Annotated in this window: 11 protein-coding genes; 3 read left to right on the forward strand and 8 right to left on the reverse strand. The window is 67.3% G+C overall.

Annotated elements, in window-relative coordinates:
• Nucleotides 1-57 precede the first annotated feature (57 nt).
• Nucleotides 58-744, forward strand: a complete 687-nt coding sequence (locus tag QAD21_RS22315; protein WP_068970287.1) for a hemerythrin domain-containing protein — start codon at nt 58-60, stop codon at nt 742-744.
• Here QAD21_RS22315 and QAD21_RS22320 read toward each other — a convergent pair.
• Genes QAD21_RS22320 through QAD21_RS22335 form a run of 4 tightly spaced genes read right to left on the reverse strand, consistent with a single transcriptional unit; the run spans nt 722 to nt 7,135 of the window.
• Nucleotides 722-4,036: a BTAD domain-containing putative transcriptional regulator gene (locus QAD21_RS22320; RefSeq protein ID WP_068970286.1), complete on the reverse strand. Its 3,315-nt coding sequence runs from the start codon at nt 4,034-4,036 to the stop codon at nt 722-724. The genes QAD21_RS22315 and QAD21_RS22320 overlap by 23 nt on opposite strands.
• 32 nt (nt 4,037-4,068) lie before the next feature.
• On the reverse strand, nt 4,069-4,938 hold the full coding sequence (locus QAD21_RS22325) for a DUF998 domain-containing protein (RefSeq protein ID WP_205333660.1): 870 nt from the start codon (nt 4,936-4,938) through the stop codon (nt 4,069-4,071).
• Nucleotides 4,935-6,638 carry an MDR family MFS transporter gene (locus QAD21_RS22330; RefSeq protein ID WP_068969815.1) on the reverse strand — a complete coding sequence of 568 codons (1,704 nt, stop codon included), beginning with the start codon at nt 6,636-6,638 and terminating at the stop codon, nt 4,935-4,937. The genes QAD21_RS22325 and QAD21_RS22330 overlap by 4 nt, the downstream gene beginning before the upstream one ends.
• Entirely contained in the window at nt 6,635-7,135 is a 501-nt protein-coding gene (locus QAD21_RS22335; protein WP_058252302.1) for a MarR family transcriptional regulator, read from the reverse strand. The genes QAD21_RS22330 and QAD21_RS22335 overlap by 4 nt, the downstream gene beginning before the upstream one ends.
• A 359-nt stretch (nt 7,136-7,494) precedes the next feature.
• On the opposite strand from QAD21_RS22335, the gene QAD21_RS22340 reads away from it, so the two are divergent.
• Entirely contained in the window at nt 7,495-8,247 is a 753-nt protein-coding gene (locus QAD21_RS22340; protein ID WP_068969814.1) for a metallophosphoesterase, read from the forward strand.
• Nucleotides 8,248-8,367: 120 nt separating this feature from the next.
• Here QAD21_RS22340 and QAD21_RS22345 read toward each other — a convergent pair whose 3' ends face one another.
• A complete protein-coding gene (locus tag QAD21_RS22345) occupies nt 8,368-9,192 on the reverse strand; it encodes an alpha/beta hydrolase (protein WP_068969813.1) in 825 nt (274 codons plus the stop codon).
• A 78-nt stretch (nt 9,193-9,270) separates the two neighbouring features.
• Here QAD21_RS22345 and QAD21_RS22350 point away from each other — a divergent pair, with 78 nt between their 5' ends.
• Nucleotides 9,271-9,846 (forward strand): TetR/AcrR family transcriptional regulator, encoded by a 576-nt coding sequence (locus QAD21_RS22350; protein WP_058252305.1) that lies wholly within the window; start codon nt 9,271-9,273, stop codon nt 9,844-9,846.
• A 110-nt stretch (nt 9,847-9,956) separates the two neighbouring features.
• Here QAD21_RS22350 and QAD21_RS22355 read toward each other — a convergent pair whose 3' ends face one another.
• The 3 genes from QAD21_RS22355 to QAD21_RS22365 all read right to left on the reverse strand — a co-directional run bounded on the left by QAD21_RS22355 (nt 9,957) and on the right by QAD21_RS22365 (nt 13,031).
• On the reverse strand, nt 9,957-10,946 hold the full coding sequence (locus tag QAD21_RS22355; RefSeq protein WP_068969812.1) for a YdcF family protein: 990 nt from the start codon (nt 10,944-10,946) through the stop codon (nt 9,957-9,959).
• A 116-nt stretch (nt 10,947-11,062) separates the two neighbouring features.
• Nucleotides 11,063-11,521: a DoxX family protein gene (locus QAD21_RS22360; RefSeq protein ID WP_068969811.1), complete on the reverse strand. Its 459-nt coding sequence runs from the start codon at nt 11,519-11,521 to the stop codon at nt 11,063-11,065.
• A gap of 118 nt (nt 11,522-11,639) precedes the next feature.
• Entirely contained in the window at nt 11,640-13,031 is a 1,392-nt protein-coding gene (locus QAD21_RS22365) for an HNH endonuclease signature motif containing protein (RefSeq protein WP_277243559.1), read from the reverse strand.
• Between the last annotated feature and the right edge of the window lie 44 nt (nt 13,032-13,075).

Here is a 13,075-nt window from a genome sequence, read left to right on the forward strand (position 1 = left end):
AAGTCGGGCGGCGCACAGTGGCCGCAACCAGCCACCACAAGCCGCCAGGAGACACCCGTGACCAGCCGACCTTCCCCCCGCACCGCCACCGCACCGACCACCCCCGATCTCACCGGCATGAAGCTCGCCCACCGCGGCATGCTCGACGACACGCGCCGCTTCGCCGACATCCTCGGCCGCATCGCCGGTGGTGAACCGTGTGATGATCGCCGCCGCCGAGCCATCGGCGACTATCTCGACCAGTTGTGCGCGTCCATCCATCATCACCACACCATCGAGGACGAGGTGGTTTGGCCGATCCTCACCGCATCCGCCGGCGCGGCCGTCGACGTCCACGATCTGGAAGATGATCACACCCAGCTCGATGCGCTGCTCGCGACACTGCAGGCTCGCACCGCAGCCTTCACATCCGCGAAAGCCGATCACCGTGACGCAGCGAACGAGCTCGCCGCGACCCTCGGCGACGTTCACCAGCTACTCGGTGAGCACATCGCCGACGAAGAAAAGGTCGTGTTCCCGATCGTCGCCCGCTACGTGAGTGTGGCGGATTGGGACCGAGTGGAGAATGCTGCCCGAAGCGGCGCGAGCATGCGGTTCGAGGCACCGAGAATGATGCGGCACGCAGATGAGCGCGAGCTGGCGAAGATGAAGCGCGAGGCGGGACCGGTCATCCGGGCCGTGCTCACACTGCTCGTTCGCAGCTTCGACAAGCGCGAGGCCATCATCGCCGGCCCAGTTCGGTGAGGCCGGCTCGCACCGTGTTCTGCACCTCCACGGCCATTCGACGGTGGGCGGTCGCGGCGGCCGTGTCACCGAGGAGGTCGGCGAGCTCGGCGAGCACCGCGTCCATCGGACCGAATGCGACAGATCCCGAGTTCAGGCCGGCAATCGTGCCCGACCAACGCCGCAGTTCGTCGTAGAGCACGGCCGCGGCCTCGGTCATCTCGAGCCGGACGAGGGCGCGGGCGTGGAAGACCGACATCGCGGTCCAGTAGAAGTCGCGGCTGATCGGAGGCGCGGTGCGGGCGACGCGGCGCGCCTGCTCGACATGACCGGCGTCCAGCAGCGCGACCACGTACACCCAGGAGATCATCTGCGGGGCAACATTGTTGATCGCGGCGAGGGGTTCGGTGAGATGTGCGAGCGAACCGCGGAACCACCCGACCACCATCTCGCCGACCAGACCGATCTCCGCCGAGTTGATCGCGCCCGCCGCCTGCAGTCGCGCGGTGAGGTCGCGGTACTCGCGCTCTGCCTGGTCGATGTCGCCACCGAGCACCTCCAGGACCGCCGAGAACGCCGACAAGACGACGACGAGTTCGCCCGCGCGCCCGCTGGAGGCCGACCGTAGACCTTGTTGGGCTCGCGCGACGGCGCCGGGCAGGTCGACCCGCGCGGCCCGCGCCAGGAACGAGAAGAAGTGTGCGGCCGCCTGATAGGCCAGCACTCCGGACTCGTCTGCCACTCGGTCGAATTCGTCGGTGAACGCCGGCAGTTCTGCGCTGAGATCCGGCCCGAGGGCGGTGTACACACGCGCATTCCACGCCGCGCAACGGACTTCGGGGTCCGCGTGCCCGTTCGCGGCCTCCACGGCCTGGGCGGCCAGTTCGATGGCGCGGCGGTCGTCGATGCCCTCGAGTTCGAAGACCAGCGACACCAACAGGTAGACCCGGTCCTCACCGGTGGCGCGACCCAGCGCGCTCGTCATCGCGGCGATCAACTCCGTGTCGGCGATCCGCTGACGGCGTGTCGTCCAGATGACCGGCGCCCGCCAACACGTCAGCGCGGCCATGACCAGATCGTCGTCACCCAGTTCTCGAGCTGTCGCGATCGCCTGACCACGGCGCGCGCGGGCCTCACCGGTGTCGTCGCCGCGGAACGCCAGTGCCGTCACCAGGTGGGTCAACGCCACGACGAACGCGGACCGATCGGCCGCGTCGGCGGTCGCCGCGGCATGTCCGGCCATCTCATGCAGACGCACGGCGGACCGCCACAGGTCTGCCGAGTCCGCCGTGAATTCGGTGCCGAACCTCGCGACGGCAGCGACCGTCACCAGCTCGAGGGCGCGTTCGACCGTGTCGGGGACGGCGCCGAGAGCCGCGTGGTGTGCCAGCTCGTCCGGATCGACGCCTGGGGTCTGCTCGAGATACAGCACGATCTGCCAGTGCGATCGCCGCTTCCGCAGCGCGGGGATGCTGTCGTACACGGCGTCGCGCACGAGAACGTGGTTGAAGTGCACCGCTTCGATGTCTGCGGTCAGCAATCCGGCGGCGACGGCCGTGTCGATCGCGTCGAGCACGAGTTCCTCGGCGGTGGCGTCGGGATTCCTGTTCCACAGGGTGAGTACGCCATCGATCGGCGCACGGCGCCCGAAAAGCGCGGCCAGGCGTAAGACGGTCGCGACTTCGGCAGGTAGCCGTTCGATCCGCTGCATCAGCACGCTGGTGACGCCACGGGGGATCGCGGCGGCAGCCGCCGAGAATCCGCGGGAGGCGACGAGCTTGGCCAGCTCACGCACGAAGAGCGGATTGCCGTCGGTCCTCGTGCGCAACAGCTCGAGCAGCGGGGTGTCCACGGATTCCAGTCCCACCGACGCCGCGAGTTCGCGGATACCGTTCTCCGACAGACCCTTCAGCTCGATGTGTTCGGCGGTCACCGCAGCGAGAGATGCCGTGGTCGCGAGCAGGTCCACACCGGCTTCCGATGCCCGGTAGGTGACCACCACGAGCACCGGAGACCGGGCCATCCAGGTCACCAGTTGCCGAAGGACCTGCAGCGTGGCGCCATCGGCGCGGTGTGCGTCGTCGAGCACGAGGACCGTCCCCGGTGCGTCGGAGTGCGAACCGCAGGCTTCCATCACCCGCCGGGCGATGTCGAACGAATTGTCCAATCCCTCGTCCGACGTCAGATCGCCACGAAACTTCGCCTGCTGCAGTATCTCTCGCCACGCCCAGGCTGTCGGGGCGCCGTCGACCTCGGGGCAGTGTCCAATCGCCCCGGCCCAGCCGGCGGCGCCCAGACGTGCGACGAGTGAATCCGCGAACGTGCTCTTGCCGCCGCCGGCCTCCGCGCTCACCCATACGACGCGCAGACCGGTCGCGCTCGCGGCCTCGGCGTGACCGAGCAGTGCCGCGAGTTCGTTCTCCCGTCCGGCGGGTTCGCGACGACCCGCCGACGCGGTGACGGGCGGCACGCTCGGCGGTTTCGGCGTCTCCGGCACCGGCGGTGCGACCGGCGCCGCCAGGGTGGGCGCCTGCTGCAGGATGTCGCGTTCGAGCAGCTGGATCGGCGGTCCTGGATCCACTCCGAGTTCGTCGGCGAGATACGACCGCAGCCGGCGCAGCGTCGCCAGGGCGTCTGCCTGCCGCCCCAGTCGGTACTGCGCCAGCGCGAGCAACCGGAAGTACTCTTCGCGGGCCGGTTGGTCGTCGCACTCCGCAGCCAGCACCTGCGCCACCTCCGCCGCGCGTCCGTGGTCGACCGCCAGTGAGGCCCACTGCTCGATCGCCGACCGGCGTACATCGTGGAGTCGGGCGACTTCGGGCTGTGCCCAGCCCTCACCCGAACAGGCGCCGTAGGGATCGCCGCGCCACATCCGCAGCGCGCCATCCAGCTCGCGAAGCCTCGAGGCGGGATCGTCCGCGTCGCCGCCGACGGTGACGACGGCCTCGAATTCCCAGACGTCGACGCTCGGACGGGGTAGCCGTAACGCATAACCCGGTTGCTCACTGACGAGCACGGTCGCCGGAGCGCGGGGCGGGCGAGACGGTTCGATGACGCGTCGCAGATTGGACACCTGCACCTGGAGGCCCGCCAGTGCCTTCGGCGGTGGTTCCCCGTTCCACAGATCGTCGATCAACCGATCCGTGGACACCACCCGACCGCGGCCGGCCACCAAGCGGGCCAAGACCGCCCGTTGCCGGCGCGGGCCCAGGTCGACCACCTCGGAATCGAGTTCGCAGGAGATGGGACCCAGCACCGAGATCCGGAGCGTCGAACCGGCACCACCGGCCGGACGCCCATCCCGAACCCCCATACCCACCCGATCCTCTCGTCGTCGACGTCAGACTATCGCTGCTGCTGGTCTCGCGTGCCGTTCACGGCGCCCCACTCCGTGCCGGTGAACCCACCCGGCGCAACGACGACGTGTTCCGCCTCCGGGGTCCGATCAACGCCCCGCGAACCGACCACGGCCCACCCCCAGAGCACCATCCACACACTCATGCCGCCGACCTGGATGCGCTGGGCGAGTCCGAGCCGGTAGTCGCCGACCAGGTTGTCCGCCAACAGCATCCAGACCGTGGCGAGCGCGACGATGACGAGCACTGCGTTCCCGACCCACCGGAGCATCGGCCATACGGGACCGTCCGGTGTGGTGCGTACCGCCGAGACGCCGGCGGCGACCATGACGGTGAAGATGGCGAACACCGCGACCGTACTGGTGAGCGCGTGGATGTGATGCAGTTGCGGGAGCAGTCCGCTCGGTTCGCGCGGGCACCCGGGGTCGACTCCCGGAATGCACTCGATCGGGAGCAGGGCGTCGGCGATGGTCGCCGCGCCGAACACCGCCAGTGCGAGAACGGCGGTGGTCGCTGTACGGTCGCGAAACACCGACGTCGCGTCCCCCTCCCGCTGGCCGAGCCTGTCGAGGTCACCAGGTGGCTTCGACTCGGCGCCTCGCTCCGCTCGGTGCCGGCTCAACCAGCGGGGGAAAGGCGGTCGCGGGACGAGCAATAGCAGTGCCGCGACGAGTGCGCAGACCCCGGTGGTCACGTCCCCGACCACGTAGATGTCGCGGTGGGGACGGTTCGCGGCGTCCAGCTCGCTGAGGAACGTGCGCATCGGGTCCAGCGAGTCCGCCCACGCGAACTCCAGCACCCACGACGAATAGCACAGGCCCGCAACGGCGATCAGGATGCCCGCGAGCGATCTCCTCACGACGCGGGTGACGACTCCGGTGCGCCGATCGGCCGTCCCTGACGCAGCGGGAGTTCCTTCCAGGTGACCGTTCCGATGATCGCGAGCAGCGCGACGATCGACACCGCCAGGAACACCCGGTCCATCGAGTCGGCGAACCCCTCCTTGATGGGTTGGGCCAGTTCGGCCGGCAGCTTCTCGATGACCGAGGTGTCACTCATGACACTGTCCGACGATCCGGTCGCGGCGCCGGGATTCTGAGCGGCCGCGATGAGCGACTGCCCGAATGCGCTGACCTGCGGGTCGCTGCTCTGCGAGGCCTCCACGACCGCCGCGCGGTACTCGGGTTGGGCTGCCGCCGCGACCATCTCGTCCTTGATGTTCGGCCCCATGAAGGAGAACAACAGCGAGAAGAAGACCGCGACACCGAGCGTTCCACCGATCTGACGGAAGAAGGTGGCGGTGCCGGTGGAGAGTCCCATGTCCTTGGGCGGCAGGATGTTCTGCATCGCCAGGGTTATCGGCTGCATCAGGTTGCCGAGCCCGAAGCCGAGGAGCGCGGCCATCAGCATGACCAGGTAGAGCGGCGTCTCGGTGCCCACCAGGTGCAGCAGGAAAGTGCCCGCGGTGATCAGCACGGCGCCGACGACCGTGAAGATCTTGTAGCGTCCGGTGCGCGAGATCAGCTGGCCCGACAGGATCGAACCGGCCATCAGACCGAGCACCATCGGCAGCATCTGGAGGCCGGCGATCATGGGGCTCGATCCGCGGAGGACCTGGAAGTACTGCGGCAGCATCGAGATTCCACCGAACATGACGGCGCCGATGATGACCGAGATGATGATGCCCTGGCTGAACACCCGGTTGGTGAACACGCGCAACGGGATGAGGGCGTCGTCGCCCATGCGGTGCTCGATCCAGATGAACGCGGCGATGCCGACGACGCCGATCCCGTAGCAGAGGAACGACAGTCCGGAGGTCCATCCCCACTGGCGCCCCTGTTCGGCGACGATGAGCAGCGGAGCCACGGCGACGGCGAGTGCCGTCGCCCCCCAGTAGTCGGTGCGCCCGCCGACGCCCTTCTGCTGGTCGTAGTTGAGCACCTTGTAGACCACGAACAGCGCGACGAGTCCGATCGGCACGTTGACCAGGAACACCCAACGCCAACCGGACACCCAGAGGATCGTCTCCTGGCCGGCGAACAGACCGCCGAGGACCGGGCCGAGGACGCTGGAGGTGCCGAACACGGCGAGGAAGTAGCCCTGGTATTTGGCGCGTTCCCGCGGCGGGACGATGTCGCCGATGGTCGTCAGTGCGAGGGTCATCAAGCCGCCCGCGCCGAGCCCCTGGAAGGCGCGGAACGCGGCGAGTTGATACATCGACGACGCGATCGTGCACAGCAGCGAACCGACGATGAAGATCGAGATCGCCAGCAGGAAGAACGGTTTCCGGCCGTGGAGATCGGACAGCTTGCCGTACAAGGGGGTCACGATCGTCGCGGTGACGAGGTAGGCCGTGGTCACCCAGGCCTGCAGGTCATACCCTTGCAGATCGTCGGCGATGGTCCGGATCGCCGTCGACACGATGGTCTGGTCGAGGGCGGCGAGGAACATGCCCAGCATGAGTCCGGCCAGGATGGTCAGGATCTGGCGATGGGTCAGTCCGGCGCCGGCGACCTCCTCGTCGTGGTTCACCGTGTCGGCGGCCGAAGAGTCTGTCACTGTCGTCCTTTCGGGTCATTCGCATCTGTGTCCGGGCTGCGGTCCGGGCACGCCGGATGTAGGGCTGCGTCGGCGGCATCGACGAACCGCCCGAGAAGTGTCACGAGGGTGTGGAGTTCGTCGTCGGTCCAGTCGGCCATGACATCGGCCATGGCGGCGCGACGCATCTCGCGCATGGCCACGACGCGATCCCGTCCGGCGGCGGTGATGACGAGCATGGTAGCGCGCCCGTCGTCCGGGTCCGCCTCGCGGCGGATCAGGCCGTGCTCCACGAGCTGAGCCACATGCCGACTCACCGTCGACGGGTCGGCATTCATCGTCTCGGCGAGGTCGCGCGATCGCATCGACCGTCGCGCGAGCGGGAAGAGTGCCTTGAACGCCGCGGCCTCGAACTCGCCCTCACGCGTACGGAACGTCGTGTGGACCGCCCGTTCGCGGATGCGGACGAAGCGCAGAAGGGTCTCGAAGAGGTCGTCGATCGCGTGTTGATCGAGCACTGTCCTCACCGCCTACCCGAGAAGTTTTACTTGCTCTTTGCAATTAGTTGCAGAGCGCAACTAACACCGCTCGCCAGTGTGCGCGCGAACTCGGGAGAATGCAAACAGCGCCGAAGTCTTGCATCGACGGAGACAAAAGACGGTCGCCGACCTGCCAGGTCGGGGGTTGGCAGGTCGGCGACTCATCATCGATGTCGCTCGCCGGCCGCTGTGCGTTACAGGGGAGCCGGCACCCGAGCGGGCTGAACCACACCGACGTCATGGGAGTGCGTTGCGCCTCGCGGCCCTGAGGCGATGCGTCGTCGGACCCTGCCTGCGGTTAGCCTCGTGGGAGTCAGGAACCGTGACAGGAGCTCTTCGTGTTCGTTGTCGCCCACATCAGCGACCTGCATTTCAACGGGACGCGGTTCAATCGGGCCCGTATCCAGTCGACGTTGAGCTATATCAACGCCCGCGCCGCCGGGATCGACGTCCTGCTGGTCACCGGCGACATCGCCGATGAAGGTGCCGCGAGCGAGTACCGAGAGGCGTACGGGGTGCTCGAGAGCCCACTGCCGATGCTCATCACCGCAGGCAACCACGACGTCCGGGAACCGTTCAGCGCGGCCCTGATCGGCACCGAGACCTCTGGTCCGATCAATCACGCGCGGACGGTGCGCGGGCGCGACGGCTCCGACGTCCTCTTCCTGATGTGCGACAGCTCGATACCCGGACGCAACGACGGTCGTCTCGACGACGCGACCATCTCCTGGCTGTCGGACCGGCTCACCGCTACGTCCGTGACGACACCGGTGTTCATCGCCTTTCACCATCCGCCGGTCGACCTGCTGATGCCGTTCATGGACTCGATCCGCCAGCGTGACGAGGGCCGTCTCGCCGCCCTGGTGGATCAGCACCCGAACATCGTCGCGTTCCTGTGTGGACACGCCCACACCCCGGCGGTGACCACGTTCGCCGACCGCCCGCTGTGCATCGCACCGGGTGTGTCGTCGACACTGAACCTGCCGTTCGAAGGCCGGGAGGTCGTCAACCGCGGTCAGCCGCCGGGGATCGCGTTCCATCTCTATGACGACGAGCGTTTCGTCACCCACTTCCGATCGGTGATGTTCTGACATTCAGGACGGTGCCGGCAATCGGCCGTCGCGCTTCGGCGCTCGGCAACGAGAGGCAGGCGAGCTACATCGTCGGCAACATCGCGCAACCGGTATCGCCACCGGCGGGGCGACGACGCGTCATCTGACGAACCCGCGCAGCAGATCGGCCATCGCCTCCGGCTGGTCTTCCGGGATGAGAGTCCACGAATCGTCGACGACGACCTTGGATGCGTTCGGGAAGAGCTCGACGAGGCGGTCCGCATGCTCAAGGGGCATCATCCGGTCTTCCCTTGCCCAGACCACGAGCACCGGGCGATCGAACCGCCGCATCATGTCCGACAGTTCGAGCAGCCTCCGGCGGGAGGGCGCGCCCGTGGCGAATTTGACCAGATCCCTTCTGATCGATGCGTTTTCGACAGCGGGGCGGAACCACTCGTCGAACAGCGAGTCCGGAATCCCCGACTTCGTCAGCGCGCCATACGCCCGTGTGCTGTGCCGGAAGAATCGAGTGCCCAGCATCCGGGTGAGAATCCACCCGCCGCCGCACACTCGGCACAACAGCGCCGCGGGGCGCGCCGGCTCGGGAGGATAGTTGTCGAAAGCCGTGCACGATGCCAACACCAACCTCCCAACGCGCTTGTCCCGGCCTTGGGAGATCACGAACTGACCACCGCCCCAGTCGCTCAGGACGAGCGTCACGTCATCGAGGTCGAGGGCATCGAGAAAGTCGGCAAGGATCGATGCCACACCCGTCTCGGTGAGGTCCGCGTCGGCGTGCATCGGCTCCGTGTGCGCCCCCATCGGGAGCGTCGGTGTGATGCAACGGAATTCGGCAAGCAGCGGGATCACCTTGCGCCACTGCCGCCCGTCCATCAGCAACCCGTGGCCGAGTACCAGGATCGGCCCGGGACCGCCGGTGTCTTCGTAGGAGATGGAGCCGGCCGGCACGTCAACTGTGGGCACGTCGCCTCCTAGATAGATCGTTCTACTTAGAAGCAAGATAGGCTGGCATCGGCACGATGCGCAAGGGATGGAGACGTCATGGCAGATTCCGCTACTCGCGACCGGATCCTGGAGGCAGCCGCAGAGCTGTACCGGCGGCAGGGCATGCCGGCCACCGGCATCAAACAGATCTCGGCGGCGGCTGAAGCGCCCTACGGTTCGATCTACCATCACTTCCCCGGCGGCAAGGAAGCGATCAGCGTCGAGGTCATCCGACGCGAAGGGTTGCGCTACGGCGCGTTCGTCGGCGCCCAGCTGGAGACGACCGACCCCCTGACCGGCATCCCGACGCTGTTCGAGAACGCCGGAAAACTGTTGGAGTCGCAGGACTACAGCGAGGCCTGCTCCATCGAGACCATCGCACTGGAGGTGGCGAGTACCAACGAGCGTCTCAGGCTGGAATCCGCCGAGGTTTTCGAGAGCTGGTTGACCGGCCTCGCAACGTGGTTCGGACAACTCGAGATCACCGAGCCGGAGCGTCGACGGCTGGCGTTGATCACCCTGACCGCGCTGGAAGGTGCGTTCGTTCTGTGCCGCACCCTGCGCTCCATCGAACCGATCGTCGTCGCCGGGCACGGCGTGCAGGCGGCCGTGCAGGCGGCCGTCGGGTCGTAGCAACAGACCGACGATGCACAGCCGCGCTTCTGCTGCAAGCTGTGAAACCGCAGGGCCAGCACCATGTCACCCCACCGAACTCGAGCGCGCGGTGCGGCGAGATCGGCCCGTCAGGCCGACGATCCCGCCTTCAGGAGCTCTTGGAGGATCCGCCCACCGATTTCCGGGATCAGTCCGGGACCGGTCTCCGGCAGGTTCTGCGGCAGCAGCCCGGGCTCATGGGTCGCCGGGATACGCGCGGTCCGAGTGGCCTCCACACGTATGCCGGTCTGCTGCGCCTTGGCCAGCGGGGTCCGGTACTTCTCCAGGTCCGTCGCGGTGGTGAGAGTCCCGACGACGCGCAAGCCCATGGCACCGAAGTCCGCCGCCCCGCGCCGGATGTGGCTGGGCGACGTGACGAGAACGATGTCCCGGATTCCCTGTGCGCGCAGGATCTCGGCGGTGTTCTGCGCATTGGCCACCGTCGACCCGGACTTGTCCTCGACGAGGATCCGGTCCGCACCGACACCGTTGTCCACGAGCCAGGTCCGCATCGCGGCTGCTTCGGTGATGCCCTTCTTCGGCACCCCTCCGGTGACGACGATCGGCGCGGACGTCGTGAGCTCCGACTGAGCCTTGCCGGCGGACACCCGGTTGACGAGCTCCGGCGCCATCTTCCCGTTCGCATTGAGCCCGAATCCGAGCACGACGATAGCCACCCGACCGGATACCGGCTTCGGCGTGGTGTCGGGCACGATCTGTGCAGCGGTCGAGACGCCCGAGATGATGTTGCGGGCCGTTGTCGCCAGGGACGGATTCATCATCGACAACCGGTTCAGGGCCGAGCGTCCCGCGACGACGTCGTCGACCTGGTCCGACCAGATCGCTTGCAGTGCAAGCGCGTCGGTATCGGCCGGCGCCACCGCGAGGACCTGCTGGAGAAGATCGAGTCCGCCCGCGACGTCACCTCCGGCGAACTTCGACTGCGCGCTGTTGTACAGGCCGGCCGGGTCCATCGCGGAGGCCGTCGTCACAACCGAGGCGTCCGGTCCGGGCAACGTCCCGACCGCCACCCCGCCGAGAGCGGCCACCGCGATCGTCGCCGCAGCCGCCAGTCTCATTCGCTTCACTCTGGTCACACCAGTCACTCGCGTAACGAGTACGAGAGATGCACAACGACCCCGCACCCGTCCGATCCCAGATCGGTAACGGGTGCGGGGCCGGTCAGCGGCGAAGCTCAGCGCTTCAGGCCGGCCACCTTCAGCAACTCCGGGCGGCGCAGGGCCAGACCGATCCACATCAGCACGCCGAGGTAGACCGCGAACAGGACCGTGTCGAACAGCGGTGCCTCGATCCTCATGTTGGCGGTGACCGCGCCTCCGAGGTAGGCCGTGATCCCGAGGGCGCCGAGGACTGCGGTGCGCGGGATGGCGTAGACGACCAGGCACACGAGCAACACGACACCCATCACGATGGCCTGATCGGCGGGGAAGCCGAGCTCCCGCGTGCCGTCGATCACCGCTTGCGGACGCGCGAGTTTGCCTGCGACGTCGAACGCCAGGAAGGCGCCGACGAGTACGCTGATGACGATTCCTGTTGTGCGACGCCAGTTCCGACGCGTCGGTTGCGCCTCGTCGGACGCGGGGCTCGTGGTCGTCGGCGCGGCGGCGCCCTTGGTGGTGCTGTTGCGGCTCATGATGTTCTCCTGGCGGCTCGTGCGAGTGTGTTGTGCAGGGATAGACATGCCTGCTCGTCAGAACTCATCGCGGGGCCGCGCATTCTGGCTTCAGAAGTAGCGCGACAACGATCGACGACTACGCCGCCGACATCGCGAGATCGACGCGAGAAGACCTGCTTTCCTTCCACTCCCAGACGGCGTAGAGCACCTCGGTGGTGTAACCCAAATCCATCCGGCCCCCACCGATCGGCACAGTCGCGTCGATACCTATGGCAGGGTTTGGTTGCCACCCCGACGGTTTCGACGTCGGCGGCGCCACCTCGATCTCGGCGCCGTCGGGTCGATGAAACGTGAACCGCTGCTTCCCATGCGCGGTGATCGCAAACTCGCCCCGATGCAACGACCGATGACACGACCCACACAACAAGATCAGATTGTCCGGATCCGTCCCCCCACCCGCCGACCAGAACACCACATGATGGGCATGCAGATGACGCGTACGCCCACACCCCGGCACCTGACAACACCGATCCCGCACGAACAACGCCCGCACCAACGCCTTGTTCGGCGCCCGCTTCCGACGCCCCACCCCCAACAACGCCAGCTTGCCGAGTTGCCCGGGCACCCGGCGACTCGCCACATCCCGCGTCGACGCCCCGCACCGGGCTTCGTCCACCTCGGCCTCCGACAACGCCGGACCGTCATCGAGATGAGCCGACTCCACCCCGTCACCGGCATGAATCAGGATCTCCGCACCCGGCGCAAGACCGGGCATCGCGATCCCGTCATGCACCATGTCAGCCATCGCCACCACCGCCGGCGCAACATTCGACGGCACCTGCCGCCACAGATCCCGACGCCGAGACGGAACCACCTCCGAATCCTCAGGTGCCGAACCGGCGTCAGTGTTCCGCGGAACACTCTCCACAGTGGGCAGATCCGGGTCATCGCAGGTCCGGGTGCGTTCATACTCCGCCCGCACCGTCCCAGCAAGGAACCGCGCACCATCCAACGGACTCAACGTCAATGACACCGACAACGACCCGTCATCGTTCCACTTCCACCGGCCCCTCGACTCCACCGGCGGCCGGCTTTCGTCTTCGACGCCACAGTTGCGGTCGACCTGGCCCATCGCCCGCACCGCCCGATCCAACTGACTCGCCGTCGCCGACAACGCCAGATTCACCAACTCCTGCTCACGTTCAGGCGTAGCCACCCGTGTCAGGGCGCGGACCTTCGAATACGTCAGCCGGCCTTCGCGAAACGCGGTGCGGATCGCCGGCAATTCTCGTAACGCTTTGGCGACCCTCAACTGCTCATGCGCCGTTCGCGGTGCTATGCCGGCCTTCCACGACAACCAGTGCGCCAGTGAATGAATCCCCGGCCCCCGCCACGACTCCCGCCCATCCAGTTCCGCTATCAGTTCAAGGAAGTTCGCTGTCAGCGCCGTGATCTGCGCGGCATACCCCAGCACCCGAGCCTCGAGCACCTCATCCGACAACGACTCAGGATCCGCACCATCGAACATCGACGACACATCTCCACCGGAACGAAAAGCACTGACCCCCACAG

It is taken from the genome of Gordonia sp. SMJS1 (genome assembly GCF_029866425.1).
Classification (GTDB): domain Bacteria; phylum Actinomycetota; class Actinomycetes; order Mycobacteriales; family Mycobacteriaceae; genus Gordonia; species Gordonia hongkongensis.

Coding starts and splice junctions, on each gene's coding strand:
- QAD21_RS22365 (WP_277243559.1), bottom strand. CDS start 13,031: ATGTTCGATGGTGCGGATCCTGAGTCGTTGTCGGATGAGGTGCTCGAG.
- QAD21_RS22360 (WP_068969811.1), bottom strand. CDS start 11,521: ATGAGCCGCAACAGCACCACCAAGGGCGCCGCCGCGCCGACGACCACG.
- QAD21_RS22350 (WP_058252305.1), top strand. CDS start 9,271: ATGGCAGATTCCGCTACTCGCGACCGGATCCTGGAGGCAGCCGCAGAG.
- QAD21_RS22320 (WP_068970286.1), bottom strand. CDS start 4,036: ATGGGGGTTCGGGATGGGCGTCCGGCCGGTGGTGCCGGTTCGACGCTC.
- QAD21_RS22355 (WP_068969812.1), bottom strand. CDS start 10,946: ATGAGACTGGCGGCTGCGGCGACGATCGCGGTGGCCGCTCTCGGCGGG.